Source organism: Actinosynnema sp. CA-299493, assembly GCF_050946825.1.
In the GTDB taxonomy this organism is placed as follows: Bacteria; Actinomycetota; Actinomycetes; order Mycobacteriales; family Pseudonocardiaceae; genus Actinosynnema.
In genome coordinates this window covers 4,240,467-4,258,629 of sequence record NZ_CP191993.1, presented here as the reverse complement: position 1 = coordinate 4,258,629, position 18,163 = coordinate 4,240,467, and the positions used below count along the sequence as shown (strand labels likewise).

Genomic DNA, 18,163 nt, shown 5'->3' with positions numbered 1-18,163 from the left:
GGTCCAGTGACGTGCGTGTCGGGTACGACGTGCCCTGGATTGGGCGGTGTCTGGTGGCTCGGCGGGCGTGCCGGGAGGGCTGGTCTGCGGGACATCCGGCTCGGGCTTCAGGTGCAGGACGAGTTGGTCGAGGTGGTCGGCGCACCGTCAGACATGCTGCCGGGCAACCTCCGCTCGCCGGTCAGGTACCGGCATCCGCGCCACGGCCTGCTTACCCCAACCGCCGAGTAGATATTTCTCTATTCCGCCTCCAGTACCAGTGCCGGGATTACGGCCCGATCACCCAGTTCCCGCTCAGCCGCAGCGGCAACACCTGGGTCGGGATCCTGGGCCTGCTCACGCAGCCACGCGGTCACCTCGGTATCGCCGGGCCTCGACTGGGCGAGCGCCCGCGTTACTGCCAGTCGCTGGCTGGCGCGTGGGTCTTCTGCACCTAGCCGTGACAGCTCGTTCCGGACTGCCGGGTCGTGCCCCCACCCCAGTGCCCACCATTCGACAGCCACACTCCGCACCAGCGCATCTTTGTCACCGATGGCAACCTCCCGCAGCCACTCCACGATCCCAGGCAACCGCGCCCCGAACACTGCCGCCACCTCCACCGCCATGCTCCGAGGGAACCAGTCCTCGTCGGATGCCACTACCGACCGCAGCCAGGGGATCAAGTCGCCGTCTTCAGGTGCAGCGTCAGCTGCGTACGTCACGGCTACGGCACGGACTGCCGGGTCGATATCGTTCCGGGCCTGCTCCCGCAACCATTGCTCAGCCCCAGCACCTGGTGGCCATTCTTCGGTCGACCGCACTACCGCCAGCCGCACTTCCCAATCGTCGTCAGCCACCGCTGTAAGTCGATCTACCAAATCAGGTAGGTACTGCCACGAGTTCGCCAATGCCGCCAGTGCGGTTCGCCGCACCAATGGGCTGTCGTCCGAGGCTCGCTCCCACAACCAGTCAAACGCTCCCGGCCACCATTCCCAATAAGCGCTCAGTGCATTCAGCGCCGAGGCTCGGTCCTGTGCGTCCCCGGCACTCTCGGCCAGTTGCCGGACCCAGGCGCGCGCGTCTTCTCGCGCTGCCCAAGCGGACATCAGCTCCCACAACAGCGTCCGGCGTTCGACGGGATTTGTCGCGGCCAGGTATGCCTCTTGCAGCTCCTCGGGAGACGCCGCCAGTAACGCTGTCGCGCTGGCGCGGATCTCGGGATCCGGGTCGGTGGCCGAGATCGCGCCCAGCCACTCCGTGTCCGCGGTATGCCTCGCTGCCTGCCGCATGGCCGCCATCCGAACCGCAGGGGCCGGATCAGCGACCGCACGGCTGCGCAGCCACGCGGAGACGGCAGGCAGATCCGCTCGACCCTCCGTCACCGCCTCCACCACGAACTTCCGAAATGCGCTGTTGGGTTCCTGCTCGGCGAGATCCACTAGGTGCGCTCGCACTGCGGGGTCTCTCAGCCAGGCATCCCTGATCGTGCCGCTGCTCCGCCAGGAGCCGAGGTAATCCATCGACCGCAACCGGTCCACTACCCAGTCCCGCACGGCCGCGCCATCCCCCCAGTGCTTGGCGATCGCCTTGATGGCGGTTTCCCGCGCCTGCGTGCCCCAATCGTTGGTGGCCTTGTCGCACAGCCATGCCAACAGGGGAATGCCTTCCGGTGGCGTGTTGATGACTGCGGTGAGAGCGGAGGCTCGGATGTCCTGATCCACGTCGGTCTCGGCGAGGGTGAGCAGCCAACGTGGGGTGGTCGGCTCCGCCGACCAGTCCTCGACCACGACTTCAAGGGCCGCCCACCGGGCGGAGTGGCTTGCCTGCGCGTGGACCTTGGCACGCAATCGGTCCAGTGTTCCCGGCTGGTCGGGCCAGCCGGTCGCGATCGCGGTGAGTGCCACCCCTCTCACATCCCCACTGGCTGCCTGCTCCTGCAACCACTCCAGAGTTGCCGGTTCCCGCGGCCACCCCGCAGCGATCACCTTCAACACGTTCTCGCGTACGAACCATGAGGCATCACTAGTGGCGATGTCCTTCAACCAGGCCAGGAGGTCGTCTTTGGCCGAGTGCGCGGTGATGGCCGCCACCGCCGCGAGCCGGACACTCGCGTCCATGTTGCGGAGGAGGTGCGCCTCCACCCAAGCCCAATCCTCGCCCGCCCGTATTAAATGCCTCACGGCCGCAGTGCGTGGGCGGTAGCCGTGTTCGGTGGTGAAAACCTCGCGCAGCCAGCCGCGCAGTTCAGGGCCGGACGCCCGCTCGGCCGTGGCGTTAATGACCGTTTGTCGGACTCCGTCGTCGCGATCAGTGCGGCCCCATATCCGCAGTTGAGCATCAGCCTCCTCCCCGGTCCACACCTCGCACAGCTGATCGATCACGGGGTTTCGAACTCCTTGGTCGCGTTCGGCCTCGATCTGGGATCGCAACCACCTGATCACCTCCGGCTCGTGCCACCACCGGGCGCCGATCGTGACCAGCGCTTCCGCGCGCACGTCGCTCCCTGAGTGCTCGGCCAGTTCGGCCAGCCACTTCCGGACGCCCGCCACCTGGCCCCAACCCTGGCCGATCGCCCAGACCGCCTGCCGGCGGGAACTGATGGGCTCGTCGCTCGCCACCAGCTCGCGGAGCCAGGCCAGCACGCCCTCGTGTCCGCTCCACTCAGTCGCCAGCACTCGAACCACAGTCGGCGTCTCGATGTGGTGCCGGTAGAGCCACGGGAGGGTGTCGGGGTGGTCGGCCCATCCGGTCGCCAGCGCGGAGACCACCGCGGCTGGCAGCGCGGAGCCCTCTTCGCGCGGTGTGAGGCCGCGTAGCCAGATTGCCGTGGGCTCGTCCTTGGCGACTGCGGGGATCAGATGGGTGAGTGCTGCTGCCCGGACGGTGTCGTCCTCGTCATCCTCCACGAGTCCACGTAGCAGCCTGACATCGTCGATTGTGATGTTGCCGCAGGCCAAGCCGTTGATTGCGGCGACGCGGAGCGTCGCAACCGGCGCGGTCCGTGCCTGCTCGCGCAGCGTATCGCGGAACTCGGGATCGTTCCCTGCGAGCAGCGCCGCGATGCGGGTCGCGAGCGTCGGCACGTCGGGGGCCCAGTCGCGGGCTTGGCGAACCAGTACGGCGTGTTCGGCCGTGTACCACTCCTGGAACACCTCGCGCCCGGCCCAATAGGGCCCGAACTCGGACAGCGCGGGCACCACACTGCTTTCGATCAGCTTAGTCAGCTTGCTGTCGAAGTTGCGTTGACGGTGGCCTGCCACCATCAGTAGGTCGGTCACGGCCTTGGCCACGGCTCGACTCAGCGGTGTGAGGGCACCCAGCCGTCTGATCTCGCCCAGGCACTGCACGGCCAAGACCAGATGGTGCGGCAGAGAATCCGGTGATTGGCGCCAGGTGGGATTGAGGTTGAGCAGGTGCTCGATGACCAGGCGGGCGAAGTTCTCGTTGAGCATGCCTGCTACGTGTCGCAGGACCTCGTGCCAGGCCGGGTCCTTCCATCGGTTGGCATAGAGAGCGACGAGGTCGGACTCGTCGAGGCTGCGTTCGTGGGTGAAGCGCCGTACGACGTCGTCAGCGGCCAAGTACTCCAAGAACGCCCGGTGCACGAACCCATACACACCCGCTCCGAAGCGGGACAAGATGAAGTTGCGATGACGGAACTGCTCCAGCATCGCGTTGGCGACCGGGCGGGCCCGGTGTGCGGGCAACTCGAGGTCGTCGCGCAGATAGCGCTCGAACTCCTCGGTCAGGTCGGTACCCGGGATGTGGTTGCCAGCCAAGCCCGCCGGTGCGTCCTGCATGCGGCGGGCCACCCGGCGCAGGAGTTCGAGCTTGTCTTCCTCGACGAGGGTCGATAGGCCCTCATCGACTCGGATGCCAGCCAGGTGCTTGTCGATGTCCCAATGCTGGACCAGCACGGTCACCGCGTGCTGATAGACGGCTCGACGATCACGGGGCAGTTCGCGGCGCCTGCCGATGATGGCGAGGATGGTCAGTAGCAGCGGGTTGCCCGCGAGGTCGCCCACCGCGCGGGCGCCGTCAACGGCCGAGAGCAGTCGGCTGCACATCCTTGCCACCTCGCCGGGGTCGTCCGGGAACGCCGTGCCGTACCAGCGGTCGACAAAGGCGCCAATCTGATCCCGGTCAAGGTCTTCCAGCTTGTGATGGGCGAAGCCGGCGGTGTCCAACAGCGCCCGCTGATAACCCACCAGCCGGGAAGTCACGATCACCTTGGCCTGCGGATACTTGCCGGTGAAGCCGATGATTCGCTTGGTGATGGTCTCCCGCAGGGCCGGGTCGAACACCTCGTCCAGCCCGTCGAAGACCACCAAGCTGCGGCCGGAAGTCAGCAAAGCCTCAACCGTAGCCCTGGGCAGGCCGAAGTGCTCGGTGTCGTAAAGGTGGGCGACCAAGTCGAGGAAATCCCTCTCTTGGCTCGACGAGATGTACACCCGCAGTTCGACAACCAACGGCACCACGCCGCGCAGCGGTTCCAACTCCGCAGGCAGGGCCACCCCGCCCGCCAGCGCGAGGGCGAGATACCTGGCCAGGGTGGACTTGCCCGAACCCGGGTCACCAAGCAACACCGTCTTGATCGAGGACGGGTGCGCCACCACACCGAGCACCGACCGCCGAGGACGCTGCTGGTAGCTACGGTGCAGCCGATCGAGCACCTCACGGTCCACACCGCCGTGCGCATCACTCGCGGCGAGGTACCCAGCATCTACGACGCGGCGCCACACGTCCTTGGGCAGGTCCACCGGTGGCGGGTCAGCCCGCACGTCCTGCCCGACGAACACCTGTCGCAGCCACATCGGCGGATGCTCGTCCTGGTCGTTGAGCGGGATCAAGGTGTCCAAGGCCAACCTGCCGAACCTCTCACCGACCACCGCCAGGTAATCCCTGACAACCCGGTCAACGGCCTGGTCAGCAGGCCGCCTCGCCGCTTCGTATCGGCTCTGCCAGAAGCTCTGTTCACGTTGGTCTGCGGCTAGACCGCGGAACCGGTGGGCTTTGGAGTAGGCGAGGCACGCAGAAATGAACGCCGCCACGGTTTCACGCCGCGGCTTGGTGCGGCCGGTCAGCAGGTTGCCCACCGACGACTTGGACAACCCCACGGCGTGCCCCGCCAGCACCTCATACCCAGGTGATCCCACCAGCGAGTGCAGATCGGCCAGCACGTCCAGCGGTGCGTGTGTCACGGGCCCTCCAGTTTCCAGCGTTTCCAGACTGCCCCAACCTGCACGGATCGAACGCCAACGTCAGGGGTGTCCGCAGAATCGAGCCAGGGAGGCCCCGATGCAGATCATCCTCGTCGACGCCGCACGCACTCTATGGGTGTGGCTGCCGACCATTACGACCATCGCCAAGGTGACGGCCGCCGTTATCAGTCTGGCAGTTGCGATCCACAAGGCCGCCCGTTACTGGCGGACGGGCCGCTGACCTGAACGGTGGACCAGGTCAGCGAAGCGACTGAGCTTCCCCCGGTAACCCGGAGTCTTTGATCCTCACCTGGTTCTTCGGAGTCGGGTTACTGGATGATCGCTCATCTCAGTAGCCCGGAGGACAGCCCACGATGCCCAAGCGGTACCCGCCCGAGTTCCGGCGCGAGGTGCTCGACCTGGTCGCGTCCGGCCGCCGCGTCGCCCAGGTCGCGGCGGACCTCGACATCAGCGACCAGACGATCTACGCCTGGCACCGCCAGGAGCTCATCGACAGCGGCCAGATGCCCGGGACGACCAGCGCGGACAATGCCGAGCTGGTCGCCGCGCGTCGACGGATCGCGGAACTCGAGGCCGAGGTCGCCGTCCACCGCCGCGCCGCCGAACTGCTCAAGGAGGGCAGCACCCCAAAAGGCGGTACGAGGCGGTCACGGTGATCGCCTCCGAGGGGCGGTCGATCCAGCTCGCCTGCCGGGTGCTCGGGGTGTCCGAGTCCGGCTTCTACGACTGGCGAGGCCGCGCTCCCTCGCCGCGGGCGATCCGCCAAGCTTGGCTCATCGACCTCATCCGTGAGATCCACGTCGAGTCGTTCCAGGTCTACGGCTCCCCGCGGGTGCACGCCGAGCTCACCCTCGGCCGCGGAATCACCGTCGGGCACAACACCATCGCGCTTCTCATGCGCCGCAACGGAATCAAGGCCTGCCCAACCGGCGCAAACCGCGCCTGAGGCACGACACGCCCACCGCGGTGGACCTGGTCGACCGCGACTTCGCCCAGACCCGCGCCGAACCAGCTGTGGGTCACCGACATCACCGAGCACCCCACCCGTGAAGGAAAGGTGTACTGCGCGGTCGTGCTCGACGTCCATTCACGCCGCGTCGCCGACTGGTCGATCGACTCCAGCCAGACCGCCGCACTCGCCACCAACGCGCTTGGCATGGCCATCTTGAACCGGTCCCCGCTGCCGGACACGGTGATCCACTCCAACCACGGAGTCCAATTCACGTCGTGGACTTTCACCAGGCGTGCCAAGGAATCCGGGCTTCTGCCGTCGATGGGTTCGATCGGCGACTGCTACGACTGTGAGACTGGTAGTCGCCACCAGGCGGCCTGACTCCTGTTTACGACTGACCCCGCGGTTCGGGTGTCCTTGCTGTTGATCTGTCGTCCGCCTGGTGGTGCACCACCCAGTGGTGCCGGCCGGACGGGCAGTGACCTCATAGGAGCCTGATCGCAGCAGGTCCCGTCACAGTCCCGTCCACCCGACCGGCCGGCGTCACGAACCCCGTGTCCCCGGTCCCGGAGGTGGAGCCCGCGATGCCCAGTGTGAAGCGCGATCCGAGGTTGCGTCGAGTCGTCGTCGGCGTCGACACCCACAAGCACGTCCACGTCGCCGTCGCCCTGGACGACATCGGCGGACGCCTCGACACCCGCTCCTTCACCGCCGACCAGGACGGCTACCGACAGCTGCTGGACTGGGCCGCCGGGTTCGGTGCGAAGCGGCTCGTGTTCGGCATCGAGGGCACCGGCTCCTACGGCGCCGGCCTGACCTCCGCCGTGCGCCGCCGCGGCCTGGGCGCGGTCGAGGTGCTGCGCACCGACCGCCGCGACCGCAGGCTGCGCGGCAAGAGCGACACCATCGACGCCGAGAACGCCGCCCGCGCCGTGCTCAACGACACCGCCACCGCCGTGCCCAAGACCAACGACGGCACAGTCGAGATGCTGCGCCAGATCAAGGTCGCCAAGGACGTCGCGGTCAAAGCCCGCACCTCCGCCATGATCACCCTCAAAGCCGTGCTCGTCACCGCCGACCCCGAACTGCGCGAGCAACTGCAACCCCTGACCAAGATGGCGCTGATCCACCGCTGCGCCGGCCTGCGCCCCGGCACGGTCGACAGCGTCACCGCCGCGACCAAACACACCCTGCGCGCCATCGCCCGCCGGTGGCAACACCTCGACGAGGAGATCAAGACCCACGAGACACTGTTGGGCGAGCTCACCGAACGGCTTGTGCCGCAACTGGTCGACGCGTTCGGCATCGGCGCCGACACCGCCTCCGAGATGCTCATCGTCGCCGGCGACAACATCGACCGCGTCCGCTCCGAGCCCGCCTGGGCACGGCTGTGCGGTGTCGCCCCGATCCCGGCATCCTCCGGCATGACCAACCGACACCGCCTCAACCGCGGCGGACACCGCCAGGCCAACGCAGCCCTCTACCGCGCCGTCATCGTCCGCATGCGCTTCCACCAACCCACCATCGCCTACGTCGCCCGACGAACCACCGAGGGCAAGACCAAGGCCGAGATCATCCGCTGCCTCAAACGCCTACTGGCCAGGGAAATCTGGGCACTGATACGACCCCTGCGCACCCTCGCCACCAGCACCGCACAGGCCGCTTGACAACTATAGGAGCGTCAATGCCATGATCGAATCTTTCTGGGGACGCGTGCAAACGGAGCTGCTCGACCGCCGACGATGGCGCACTCGGCTCGAGTTGGCCAACGCCCTGTTCGAGTACCTCGAGATGTTCCACAACCACCGCCGACGCCACACCGCACTCGGGATGCTCACGCCGATCGAGTACGAACTCCGACACACCAGGATCGCTCCAGTAGCCTGAACTCCAGTAACCCGACTCCGTCAAACGAGGTGAGGATCAGTCAGGCCGGTCCTCTGATCCGGCTTGTTCCATCTTGTTACCGCCGCCGCGGCCCGGTGCGCTGTGGGATCGTGGCAGGGTGAACACTGAGCGTGCGGCGCTGCTGCTGACATGTCTGGTCGTCGCCGCGCTGGGCGGCTGGTTTGCGCTGGCCCGCTGGGACGACGCGAACAAGGTGGCGGCGATCGCGTCGGCACTGGGCGCCGTCGCTGCGGTAGGCGTGGCCGTCTGGGCGGCGCTGCGGACCTCCGCTGCGAGCCGATCGGTGGTCGTGCGGCGTACCGGACGGGCGGAAGCGCGTGGTGGCGGCGCGGCCAACAGCGGTGTGCGCGGTCGGATGCAGGGCCGCGTGCGAGTCGACAGGACTGGCGACGCGCTGGCCGACGACGGCGATGCCAATAGCGGCGTCCGGCTCGACTGAGCCCCGTGGTTCGTCGCCGACGTATCGAGGCGTCCCACACCGGTGACGCCACGGCGGGTCCCAGTGGGTACGCCAACACCGGCGTGCACATCGGCGACGTGTACCTGGTGCCCACCGGCCTGCCGCGCAGCGGGTACCTACACCAGGTCCGCCGCATCGCACCACCCGAGCTGGTGGCGCGGAGCGGGAGCTCGCCGAACTGGCCGCGTTCTGCCGCGACCCGGCCGCGGCGGGTGCCTATGCGTGGTGGCGGGCGCCCGCGTGGTCGGGCAAGACGGCGCTGATGGCATGGTTCGCGCTGCACCCACCGCAGGACGTGCGCGTGGTGTCGTTCTTCGTGACAGCCCGTCTCGCTGGGCAGAACAGCCGCGCCGCGTTCGTCGATAACGTCCTGGAGCAGCTGCACGCGCTCGTCGGCGGGCCGATACCCGCCGTCACCGACACCACCCGCGAGACGCGCCTGCTTGGAATGCTCGACACCGCCGCCCACGCCTGCCGGGCCGACGGCGAGAATTTGGTGCTGCTCGTCGACGGACTCGACGAGGACCAGGGCGCGGATGCGTGCCCAGGCGAGGACCGCAGCATCGCCGCGCTGCTGCCGATGGCTCCCCCGGCGGGCATGCGCGTGGTCGTCGCGAGCAGGCCGAACCCGCCCGTCCCGGGCGACGTACCCGAGCACCACCCGCTGCGCTCGCCCGCCGTCGTCCACCGGCTCACCGCGTCGACGGCCGCATGGGTGGCGCGGGCGGACATGGAACGCGAGCTGGAACACCTGCTGCACGGCTCGGCCACTGAGCAGGACCTGCTGGGCCTACTCGCCGCCGCCGGTGGCGGCCTGACCGGCGACGACCTCGCCGAGCTCACCGGCAAAACCCGGCAGCAGGTCGACGACCAGCTGCGTACGGTCGGCGGTCGCAGCTTCACCCGGCGCGACAGCCGGTTCCGGCCCAGGGAGCTGCCGGACGTCTACCTCCTGGGCCACGAAGAGCTGCACGCCGGCGTCCTGGCCGCGTTCGGTGAGGACCGGCTGGCGGGCTACCGGCGACGGCTGCATGAGTGGGCCGAGCACTACCGCGCCGCCGGCTGGCCGCCCGGCACATCCGAGTACCTGCTGCAGGGCTACCACGCCATGCTGGTAGCGGGCGGCGAGTTCGACCGGGCGGTCGCGCTCAGCACGGACCCCGGCCGCCACCAACGCATGCTCCACCTCTCCGGCGGTGACGCGCAAGCACTGGACGAGCTCACCACTCTGCTCGACGTGCTCGCAGACCACGATCCACCGGACCTGGCCGCGCTGGCCCGCCTGGCGCTACATCACAGTTACCTCCGCCAGCGCAACTTCGATCTGCCGGCCGAACTGCCCGCCCTCTGGGTAGCTCTGGGATCTCCCGGCCGCGCGGTCTCACTGGCTCGATCGGCCGGCGGGCGGGTTGTCGACGACCCGTTGACGAAGACCGCCGAGGCCCTGTTCGCCGCCGGACGTCCCGAGCACGCCCACGAAGTGCTCGACCAGGCCGTGGTGGAAGCGCTCGCCCAGCCCTTCTTCGTGGATCGCGACAGTCGATTGGTGTCGGTCATGCAGACCCTGGCCAAGGCGGGCGAGTGGGACCGGCTCATCACGGTGCACCGCAGAGCAGGTGGCCCCGCCTGGGCGATCACGGCGCTGCTGGAGGTAGCGGGAGAACCGGCGGAGTCGGGCGCGCACGAGCGGGCGCGGCATCTGCTCCGCCACATCGAGTCGCTCGTGGACGGCCGGGTGCCACCGGCGGTGGACTTGGCGCACACGGCCCGCGTGCTGGCGCTGACCGGCGACCACAAGCGTGCCCGCAAGCTGGCGTGGCGAGCGCGTGATCTGGCCCAGGACTTGGACACCGCGGTCGAGCGGGCCTATGCCGCGCCAGCTGTGGCGCGCGGGCTGATAGCGGTCGGTGCGCGCCGACGCGCGCGGATGCACGTCCGGAGAATGGTCTTCCTCGTCAGGGCGCGCCCCAACGAGCACGACAGCTCCACTCTTGAGAACACCGTGCGAGCACTGGTCGAGGTCGGAGATCTCATCGGTGCGCGGATCGTGATCAGGAACATCGCCGACGACTACGCCCGGTCCAATTGCGCGATGCACGTGGCGGTCGCCTACGCCCGCCGGGGCGAAGACCGGTGGGCGCTCAACGTCATCGCGCTGTGGATCGGGCCGTACGACCGGCACTCCACCTTGGCCGACGTGGCACTGGCCTTGGCCCTCAACGGGAACTCCGCTCGGGCAAGGGCAATCGCGTACGACCTGCGTGACAGACGAGCCCACGACTTCCCGAACCAGGGCCCGACCATTATCCAGGCGACGCGCGTCTTCTGCGCTATAGGCGATCTCGACGAGGCCGAGGCCACCGCCTGGAGCCTCGGCGAGGGGCGCGACGTGGCCGAAGCGCTGACCGTCGTGGCGGGAGCCCTGATCCGGCGTGGCGAAACCGACCGGGCCGAGTCGTTGTTGCAACACGCCGAGGCAGCGGTGCTCGGCCTCAAGACCTCGCACACGGAAGCCGACGGGTACGCGGCCACCGCGCAGGCGTTGATCGCGACCGGTGACCTCACCCGGGCCAGGATCATCACGGATAGGCTGCCCGAGGCCGCGCAGCGGGCGCGACTCCTGCACGCGGAGGTCACCGCCGGCGTCGCCGACCCAGACACGCCCGCGAGACTGATCGACCTTGCCGAAGCGCTCAAGCCGCCCACCGCCGCAGCGCGGGTCCTCGCGTGGGCCGCCGAAGCGCACACACGGTCGGGTGATGTGGCGCAGGCACGTGACCTGCTCGACCAAGCGGAGAGCTTGGCCGACGATGAAGGCATCAACCCGTCGAACGCGTGTGGAGCGATCGCGGTGGCCTGGGCACACACGGGCGACACGGCTCGTGCAATGTCCGTCGTGTTCAAGAACGAGACGAGCGGTTGGGAGTCGTTGTACGAGGCACTGCTCGCCGCCGGCGAGCACGACCTGGCACGCGCCCTCGTGCTCAGGGTCGAGAAGTCCGCCTTCACCGTGACGGCTCTCCAAGACCGCCTGTGGCTGCGCGCGATCACCGTCAGGCGGTTGGTCGAGGTGGGTGCGGCCGAGCGCGCACTAGACGTCGTCGCCGACATTGAGGCTTTTCTCCGCGCGACACCCGAGCCGGAACCCGCCAGCGCCACCCTCGGGCCCCTAGCCGAAGCCGTCCTCGTTGTGCGAGACTCCGCCGAAGCCGAAGACCTCGTCGCCCGAGTCGTCGGCCGTCTCCGCACCAACGACCAGGACGACTTGCTGAACCAGGGCATGCTCGCAAGTCTTCTCGCCGAAGCTAGGACCAAGTGGGGAGACCTGGCCGGCGCATTCGAGCTGTGCGCCATGCCTGCCGAACCGTTCGACCGGGCGATCGTCCTGCTTCAGGTCGCCGCGACAGCGCTCCGGGACAGTGATCTGACCACGGCGAGTCCGCTGATCGCCGAGGCCCTGCGGCTCGGCGAGTGGAGCCTGGTAATGGAAGAGGTCGGTGCCCACCTACCCGACGTCGTGGCAGCGGTCGCGACCGAAGTAATCGCACTGGGGCGCGCAGGCTCGTGAGCAGGTCGGGGAAACTCGCCGTGACGCTTGCGGCGCCTGATCCGGCAGTGGATCTTGTGCTTGCCGAAAACCTCATCCATGCAGGTTGAAGCCCTGGACAGCTTGTAGGGCCGAGATGCTTGCGGGTGCGGGCGCAGGTCCACCACGCCGTCCGCCAACATGGCATGATGACCGACCGTACTGCTCCGACTGGCCTATCTAGGCGTGACCAACGCCTTCGCGCTACTGCGCCTACTGCCCATGAGCAACCGGGACAAGGACACGGAAATCCTGGCGCTGCGGCACCGGATCATGGTTTTGGAACGCCAACCGGGCAACGCCCGTCCGCGGTTCTCCCCAGCGACCGGGCATTCCTCGCGGCACTGCTGCACCGCCTCCCGGCCGCCACGCCCCATCGGCCCCGGCTCGTGGCGCGCCCGGAGCCGGTACTGCGCTGGCACCGACACCTCCTCTCCCACCGCCACGCAATCGAGTCCCACCCCAACCGGCCCTCGGCCGACCACAAACCGTCCGCTCCATCCGGCTCCCGGCGCTGCGCCTGGCACGAGAGAACCCCACCTGGGGCCACCGCCGCATCCACGGAGAACTCCTCGGGCCCTGACCCAAGGCCGGGTAGTTAAGGATTTTTGTTCTCCTGCAGGGAAGTCGGTGACCACGTCGTGGTGGCGTAGAGGCCAGGGCCGATCTTGTGGATGAGTCCGCTGTCGGCCCATCGGGAGAGCTGTCTGTATATGGTGTCGAGGGTAATGTCACCAAAGTGGACCGCGATGTCGCGAGGTCGCCAGAGACGGGTGGAATCTTCCTGTAACAGAACCAGGATCCGATGCCTGCGACGCTCGGCAGGGGTGATATTGCGGTCGTCCCGAGAGACGGTGGGCAGCGCGGGCTGCGGATCCGGGGGTTCCAGGACGCTGATGTCGAGGGCGGTGACGGTGCGGCTTCGATCGGGTCTGCCGTCGTCGCGGCGTTCGTTGTAGCGGGAGACGGGGCAGGGTCATTGCGTTGTGGGGTAGCTGCTGGTCACGGCGGTGATCAGGTCGTGTGATCGGCGGTTGGCGCGTCGGAGGGCGCGGGCGATGTTGGTGTCGCCGTTGGTGCGGTGCCGGCCGATCGCGGTGTTGCGCAGGGTCGCGATGACGGCGGTGCCGGTGCCGGTGCGGGCTTGGTGTGAGTCTTCACGGAACGTCACGTCGCGGACGTGGTGGACCTGGTTCTCGATGAGCCATTCGCGGCGGATCCAGTCCTGCAGCTCGGCCGGCGCGGCGTCGCCGGCGGGCAGGGACACGGTGAAATAGACCGTTTCGCGAGTCGTCTTCGCGCCGGTGGTGCGGCTGCGGGTGATCCGGACGGCCTGCTCGGCGTGCGGGAACGCGATGCCGCCGGGGGTGCGCGGGGTGACGGCTTTGACGGTGCGGGTCTCGCGGCGTCCGTGACCACGGTCGCGAGTACGGTTACCGGCCGGAATGTCGGGCCAGGGCAGGGATGTGAGTTGGGCGAGCAACGTGGGCTGGTTGCCTTTGACCGCGGTCATCAGGTGGGCTCCGCGGGCGGCGACCCGGTGGGCGTGGCCGGTCTGGTTGTGCAGGGCGTCGGCGACGAACACCACGTTCTCCAGGGTGCCCACGGCCGTGTGGACCGCGTCGAGAAGCGGTGTGAACGCGGGGATCTCATTGGATTTCGCGTCCACGGTGACCTGGGCCAGGACGATGCCGGTGTCGGTGTCCAACGCGGAGAGCAGGTGGACCTGTCGGCCGTCGCCGAGGCGGGCGCCGCGCAGGGTCTTGCCGTCCACGGCGATGACATGACGATGTCGGCGTGGACGCACCGGTGGTGATCGCCGGGCCCGGGTGGTGAGCCAACCGGCGAGAACAGTCGCCAACAGATCGGCGTCGAGACGGGTCAACAACCGCCACATCGTTGTGCCGGAAGGGATGCGGTCGAAACCGAGCCGTTCACGGGCATGGCCGTCGAGATCCCGCAGCCAGTCGCTGATCGCCGCGAACGACGACGCCCCGGCCAGCACCGCGCACACCGCGACCATCAGCAGCGCCGACAACGGGTATCGGATCCCACGCGGGTCACGCGGGTCCGGCACCTTCGCCAGGGCGTCCAGCAGATCACCGTGCTCACCGTCGGTGACGGGCGGTGGTGGGCTGCCGACGTGGGCCGGCGTGACGGTCAGTGCGGTGATGGGAGATGATGTCATCGGCGGGTGGGTCTTCCTCGGAGTCGTGAAGCGTCGCAACTCCATGATCACCGATGCGGTCCCACCCGCCGCCATCGCCTCCACGAAGGCCCTTCACACCGCAAACTCCCAGCTCAGCGTATTGCTGCCCGACTACGCAATCGCCCTGCCCTGGAGGGCGTGGTGTTCGTCGCCGACGCACTGCACACCCAAACCGACCACGCCCGGCAGGTCACCGCCCGCGGAGCCCACCTGATGACCGCGGTCAAAGGCAACCAACCGAAGCTCCTCGCCCAACTCACATCCTTACCCTGGCCCGAAATCCCGGTCGGGGACCGCACCCGAAACCGCGGCCACGGACGCCGCGAGACCCGCACCGTCAAAGCCGTCACCCCGCGCACCCCCGGCGGCATCGCGTTCCCGCACGCCGAGCAGGCCGTCCGGATCACCCGCAGCCGCACCACCGGCGCGAAGACGACTCGCGAAACGGTCTATTTCACCGTGTCCCTGCCCGCCGGCGACGCCGCGCCGGCCGAGCTGCAGGACTGGATCCGCCGCGAATGGCTCATCGAGAACCAGGTCCACCACGTCCGCGACGTGACGTTCCGTGAAGACTCACACCAAGCCCGCACCGGCACCGGCACCGCCGTCATCGCGACCCTGCGCAACACCGCGATCGGCCGGCACCGCACCAACGGCGACACCAACATCGCCCGCGCCCTCCGACGCGCCAACCGCCGATCACACGACCTGATCACCGCCGTGACCAGCAGCTACCCCACAACGCAATGACCCTGCCCTCCAGGGTGCCCACGACCTTGTGGACGGCGTCGAGAAGCGGTGTGAACGCGGGGATCTCGTTCGACTTCGCGTCCACGGTGACCTGGGCCAGGACGATGCCGGTGTCGGTGTCGAGGTGCGCTTGGCTGCCGGGTCGATTCCGGCGTCCTTGAGGATTTGCCACACCGTGGAGGCTGCGACCTCGATGCCGAGCACGAGGAGTTCGCCGTGGATACGTCGGTACCCCCAGGCGGAGTTCTCGCGTGCCAGGCGCAGCACCAGTAACCGGATCGAGCGGATGGTTCGTGGTCGGCCGGGACGCTTGGGACGGGATCTGATCGCGTGGCGGCGTGCGATGAGGTTGCGGTGCCACCGCAGTACCGTCTCCGGACGGACCAGCAGTCGGAGCCGGCGAAGCGTGTCGACGGGAAGTCGGTACAGCAGTGCCGCGAGGAACGCCCGGTCGCCGGGAAAGAACCGCGGACGGTCCCTGCCCAGTTGGCGTTCCAGGACGGTGATCCGGTGCCGCAGCGCCAGGATCTCCACGTCCTTGTCCCGATCGCTCATGGGCAGCAGGCGCAGCAACGCAAAGGCGTTGGTCACGCCCAGGCAGGCCAGTCGGAGCAGCACAGCCGGTGATCATGCCGCGCTGGTCGATACTACGGCGGATGGCTGCCGTGACCGTGAGCGCTTCGGGGACTTGGGCTTCGTACGTCCTCTACCTGCTCGGATGAGGTTATCGGCAGGTACAAACCGGTACACCCGCAACCGCCGCGGTGCTCGGGCATGCCGGTAGGCGTTGCCGACCAACTGCGCGCCGACGACCGGTCCCATCAGGGCTGCTGTGGACGGGCGGCTGTCGGGCGGGTCGAGATCGACGCTCTTTCGCGGAAGATCGACAGTGTTCTGCACGCCCTCGATGCCTGTGGCCTCACAAGGCACAGAACAAGGCCACAGATGCGGCACCTCGTACCCGCTGTGGCGGTCAGCCGCCGGAGGGCACCCCGGCTCGTGGCGCCGGGGTCCGGCCGGGGGCTCGCCAACGGGCCGACAGTTCCGGGACGTAGCGGTTCAGCACGTGCTTGTAGTACTGGTCGACGGTGTGGTCGCGGTGGCTGACCAGGCTCAGGAGCTTGTCGATGCACACCTGGTGGTCGCTGGCGCGGTCGACGTACTCGTGCTGCGGGTCCTCGGCCAGCAGCACGGCGATGTGCCGGACCAGGTCGACCACGGGGGTCGACGTACCCGAGGCGACGTTGACCACCTCGCCGGAGATGCCCGCGGCCAGCAGGGAGTCCAGGATGGCCACGAAGTCCCGGACGTCGAGCATGTCGCGCCGCGCGCCGCGGAAGATCCGGACCCGGCCGGCGAGCACGTCCCTGGTCAGGGTGGGCACGAGCTGGTGCGGTGGCTGGTCGGGGCCGACCAGGTGGCTGAGCCTCAGGATGAGCCACCGGCAGCCGCTCTCGCGGACGATGCGCTCCATCGCCAGCTTGTGCCTGCCGTACGGGGTGGTCGGCAGGTGCGAGCACTCCTCGTCACCGGTGCAGCCCGGGGTGCCGTAGACCGCGGCGGACGCGGTGGTGAGCAGCACGAGCTTCCGCCCCTGCGCGCGGCACCGCTGCGCCGCCCAGGTGACCAGGGCGGTCTCGCGGGAGAACTCGGCGTCCGGGTCATCCGGGGACACGAAGGACACGCCCGCCGCCAGCGCCAGCACGTCTTCGTGCCGGTCGGACAGCACGCTCAGGTTCCTGGCGATGAATCCGCGACCCGTTATTTCCACCGGTGACTTCCCGTCAGTTCGTGCCGCGCCCCCCGAACACAGGCTAAATGCTAAGTCCGGACGATCGACCGAACCAAGGGCTGCCGACCACCGAAGCGAAAATAGGTGCCGGTCGTGCCCGGAACAGTGAAACCACTGCTCAGCGCCCCGAGGAGGGGTGGCAGGACCGAATGAGCACCCACCCCGAAAGAGGATCGGCCTTTAACGACGCCAGCCGATTCCCCTATTCACCGGCGAGCACCCCCTAGTGAATTCGTCGCGCCGCACGTCCGTTAGGGGTGCCGGTCGGCCACCCGCAGGCCCACCGCCGGGGTGGGGCCAGCCCCACCCCGGACGGGGTCTTCCGGGATTCCGCACCGGTACGCGCCGGTCGTACGGTGTCGATCAACGATCGGGCACGCACCGGAGAGGAGCCGAGATGTCGATCATCGAGGTCGAGCACCTGGAGAAGCGCTACGGGGACCACGTCGCCCTGCGGGACGTGAGCTTCACCGTCGAGCAAGGCGAGGTCTTCGGCATCCTCGGGCGCAACGGTGCCGGCAAGACCACCACCGTGGAGTGCATCGAAGGGTTGCGCCGACCGGACTCCGGGCGGATCAGCGTGCTGGGCAAGGACCCGCACCGCGACGCGTCCGAGCTGCGCACGAAGGTCGGCGTCCAGCTCCAGGAGAGCGCGCTGCCGGACAACATGAAGGTGTGGGAGGCCCTGGACCTCTACAGCTCCTTCCACTCCGACCCGGCCGACTGGCGCACGTTGCTGGACGAGTGGGGCTTGGCCGAGAAGCGCAACGCCCGGTTCGGCAAGCTGTCGGGCGGGCAGAAGCAGCGGCTGTTCATCGCGCTGGCGCTGGTGGGCAACCCGAGCATCGCGGTGCTGGACGAGCTGACCACCGGCCTGGACCCGCAGGCGCGCCGGGAGACGTGGGGCCTGGTCGAGCGCATCCGGGACAAGGGTGTGACGGTGCTGCTGGTCACGCACTTCATGGACGAGGCCGAGCGGCTGTGCGACCGGATCGCGGTGTTCGACAAGGGTTCCATCGCCGCGATCGACACCCCCGCCGGGCTGATCGCGCGCGCCGGCAGCGGTCAGCGGGTGACGTTCGTGCCCTCCGCGCCGGTCGAGGACGCCGAACTGGCCTCGCTGCCGGGGGTCGACTCGGTGGAGCGCAACGGCGAGGAGGTGTCGGTGCGCGGCACCGGCGACCTGCTCCAGGTGCTGACGACGGCGCTGGCGCGCCGGGACGTCGTGCCCACCGGGCTGCGGGTGGACCGCGCCGACCTGGAGGACGCGTTCCTCGCCCTGACCGGCGAACCGGCGCGTTGACC

General features: G+C 68.6%; 14 protein-coding genes and 1 pseudogene. 10 read left to right on the top strand and 5 right to left on the bottom strand.

Annotated elements, in window-relative coordinates; genetic code table 11:
* Positions 1 to 239: 239 nt before the first annotated feature.
* A complete protein-coding gene (locus ACQPYE_RS17755) occupies positions 240 to 5,180 on the bottom strand; it encodes a HEAT repeat domain-containing protein (RefSeq protein ID WP_498722441.1) in 4,941 nt (1,646 codons plus the stop codon).
* Between the two features lie 97 nt (positions 5,181 to 5,277).
* Between ACQPYE_RS17755 and ACQPYE_RS17750 the strand changes: the two genes are divergently transcribed.
* From ACQPYE_RS17750 to ACQPYE_RS17715, 8 genes and pseudogenes are all read left to right on the top strand, one after another.
* Positions 5,278 to 5,421, top strand: coding sequence for a hypothetical protein (locus tag ACQPYE_RS17750; protein WP_498722440.1), 144 nt, complete (start codon positions 5,278 to 5,280; stop codon positions 5,419 to 5,421).
* A gap of 133 nt (positions 5,422 to 5,554) precedes the next feature.
* Positions 5,555 to 5,857: a transposase gene (locus tag ACQPYE_RS17745; protein WP_498722439.1), complete on the top strand. Its 303-nt coding sequence runs from the start codon at positions 5,555 to 5,557 to the stop codon at positions 5,855 to 5,857.
* Positions 5,854 to 6,147, top strand: a complete 294-nt coding sequence (locus ACQPYE_RS17740) for an IS3 family transposase (RefSeq protein ID WP_498722438.1) — start codon at positions 5,854 to 5,856, stop codon at positions 6,145 to 6,147. The genes ACQPYE_RS17745 and ACQPYE_RS17740 overlap by 4 nt, the downstream gene beginning before the upstream one ends.
* A gap of 63 nt (positions 6,148 to 6,210) precedes the next feature.
* Positions 6,211 to 6,534 (top strand): annotated as a pseudogene (locus tag ACQPYE_RS17735) (transposase); the annotation flags it as partial.
* Positions 6,535 to 6,737: 203 nt separating this feature from the next.
* Positions 6,738 to 7,820, top strand: a complete 1,083-nt coding sequence (locus tag ACQPYE_RS17730; protein WP_498722437.1) for an IS110 family RNA-guided transposase — start codon at positions 6,738 to 6,740, stop codon at positions 7,818 to 7,820.
* Positions 7,821 to 7,842: 22 nt separating this feature from the next.
* A complete protein-coding gene (locus tag ACQPYE_RS17725; protein WP_498722436.1) occupies positions 7,843 to 8,040 on the top strand; it encodes an IS3 family transposase in 198 nt (65 codons plus the stop codon).
* 118 nt (positions 8,041 to 8,158) lie between these two features.
* Entirely contained in the window at positions 8,159 to 8,500 is a 342-nt protein-coding gene (locus ACQPYE_RS17720; RefSeq protein WP_498722435.1) for a hypothetical protein, read from the top strand.
* Between the two features lie 283 nt (positions 8,501 to 8,783).
* A complete protein-coding gene (locus tag ACQPYE_RS17715; RefSeq protein WP_498722434.1) occupies positions 8,784 to 12,089 on the top strand; it encodes a tetratricopeptide repeat protein in 3,306 nt (1,101 codons plus the stop codon).
* A gap of 616 nt (positions 12,090 to 12,705) precedes the next feature.
* On the opposite strand, the gene ACQPYE_RS17710 is transcribed toward ACQPYE_RS17715, so the two are convergent.
* Together ACQPYE_RS17710 and ACQPYE_RS17705 are read right to left on the bottom strand one after the other, a co-directional pair.
* The gene (locus tag ACQPYE_RS17710; RefSeq protein WP_498722938.1) at positions 12,706 to 12,939 is read right to left on the bottom strand and encodes a helix-turn-helix domain-containing protein; all 234 of its coding nucleotides are present in this window, start codon (positions 12,937 to 12,939) and stop codon (positions 12,706 to 12,708) included.
* A 144-nt stretch (positions 12,940 to 13,083) separates the two neighbouring features.
* On the bottom strand, positions 13,084 to 14,370 hold the full coding sequence (locus ACQPYE_RS17705) for an ISAs1 family transposase (protein ID WP_498722937.1): 1,287 nt from the start codon (positions 14,368 to 14,370) through the stop codon (positions 13,084 to 13,086).
* Here ACQPYE_RS17705 and ACQPYE_RS17700 point away from each other — a divergent pair.
* A complete protein-coding gene (locus ACQPYE_RS17700) occupies positions 14,302 to 15,066 on the top strand; it encodes an ISAs1 family transposase (RefSeq protein ID WP_498722433.1) in 765 nt (254 codons plus the stop codon). The two genes, ACQPYE_RS17705 and ACQPYE_RS17700, sit on opposite strands and share 69 nt — an antisense overlap.
* On the opposite strand, the gene ACQPYE_RS17695 is transcribed toward ACQPYE_RS17700, so the two are convergent.
* Together ACQPYE_RS17695 and ACQPYE_RS17690 are read right to left on the bottom strand one after the other, a co-directional pair.
* Complete coding sequence (locus ACQPYE_RS17695) at positions 15,016 to 15,684, bottom strand: hypothetical protein (protein WP_498722432.1); 669 nt, start codon at positions 15,682 to 15,684, stop codon at positions 15,016 to 15,018. The two genes, ACQPYE_RS17700 and ACQPYE_RS17695, sit on opposite strands and share 51 nt — an antisense overlap.
* A 355-nt stretch (positions 15,685 to 16,039) precedes the next feature.
* The gene (locus ACQPYE_RS17690) at positions 16,040 to 16,795 is read right to left on the bottom strand and encodes an NAD-dependent epimerase/dehydratase family protein (protein WP_498722430.1); all 756 of its coding nucleotides are present in this window, start codon (positions 16,793 to 16,795) and stop codon (positions 16,040 to 16,042) included.
* Between the two features lie 460 nt (positions 16,796 to 17,255).
* On the opposite strand from ACQPYE_RS17690, the gene ACQPYE_RS17685 reads away from it, so the two are divergent.
* A complete protein-coding gene (locus tag ACQPYE_RS17685) occupies positions 17,256 to 18,161 on the top strand; it encodes an ABC transporter ATP-binding protein (RefSeq protein ID WP_498722429.1) in 906 nt (301 codons plus the stop codon).
* Positions 18,162 to 18,163 lie beyond the last annotated feature (2 nt).

Coding starts and splice junctions, on each gene's coding strand:
- ACQPYE_RS17750 (WP_498722440.1), top strand. CDS start 5,278: ATGCAGATCATCCTCGTCGACGCCGCACGCACTCTATGGGTGTGGCTG.
- ACQPYE_RS17745 (WP_498722439.1), top strand. CDS start 5,555: ATGCCCAAGCGGTACCCGCCCGAGTTCCGGCGCGAGGTGCTCGACCTG.
- ACQPYE_RS17730 (WP_498722437.1), top strand. CDS start 6,738: ATGCCCAGTGTGAAGCGCGATCCGAGGTTGCGTCGAGTCGTCGTCGGC.
- ACQPYE_RS17725 (WP_498722436.1), top strand. CDS start 7,843: ATGATCGAATCTTTCTGGGGACGCGTGCAAACGGAGCTGCTCGACCGC.
- ACQPYE_RS17715 (WP_498722434.1), top strand. CDS start 8,784: ATGGCATGGTTCGCGCTGCACCCACCGCAGGACGTGCGCGTGGTGTCG.
- ACQPYE_RS17705 (WP_498722937.1), bottom strand. CDS start 14,370: ATGGCGGCGGGTGGGACCGCATCGGTGATCATGGAGTTGCGACGCTTC.
- ACQPYE_RS17685 (WP_498722429.1), top strand. CDS start 17,256: ATGTCGATCATCGAGGTCGAGCACCTGGAGAAGCGCTACGGGGACCAC.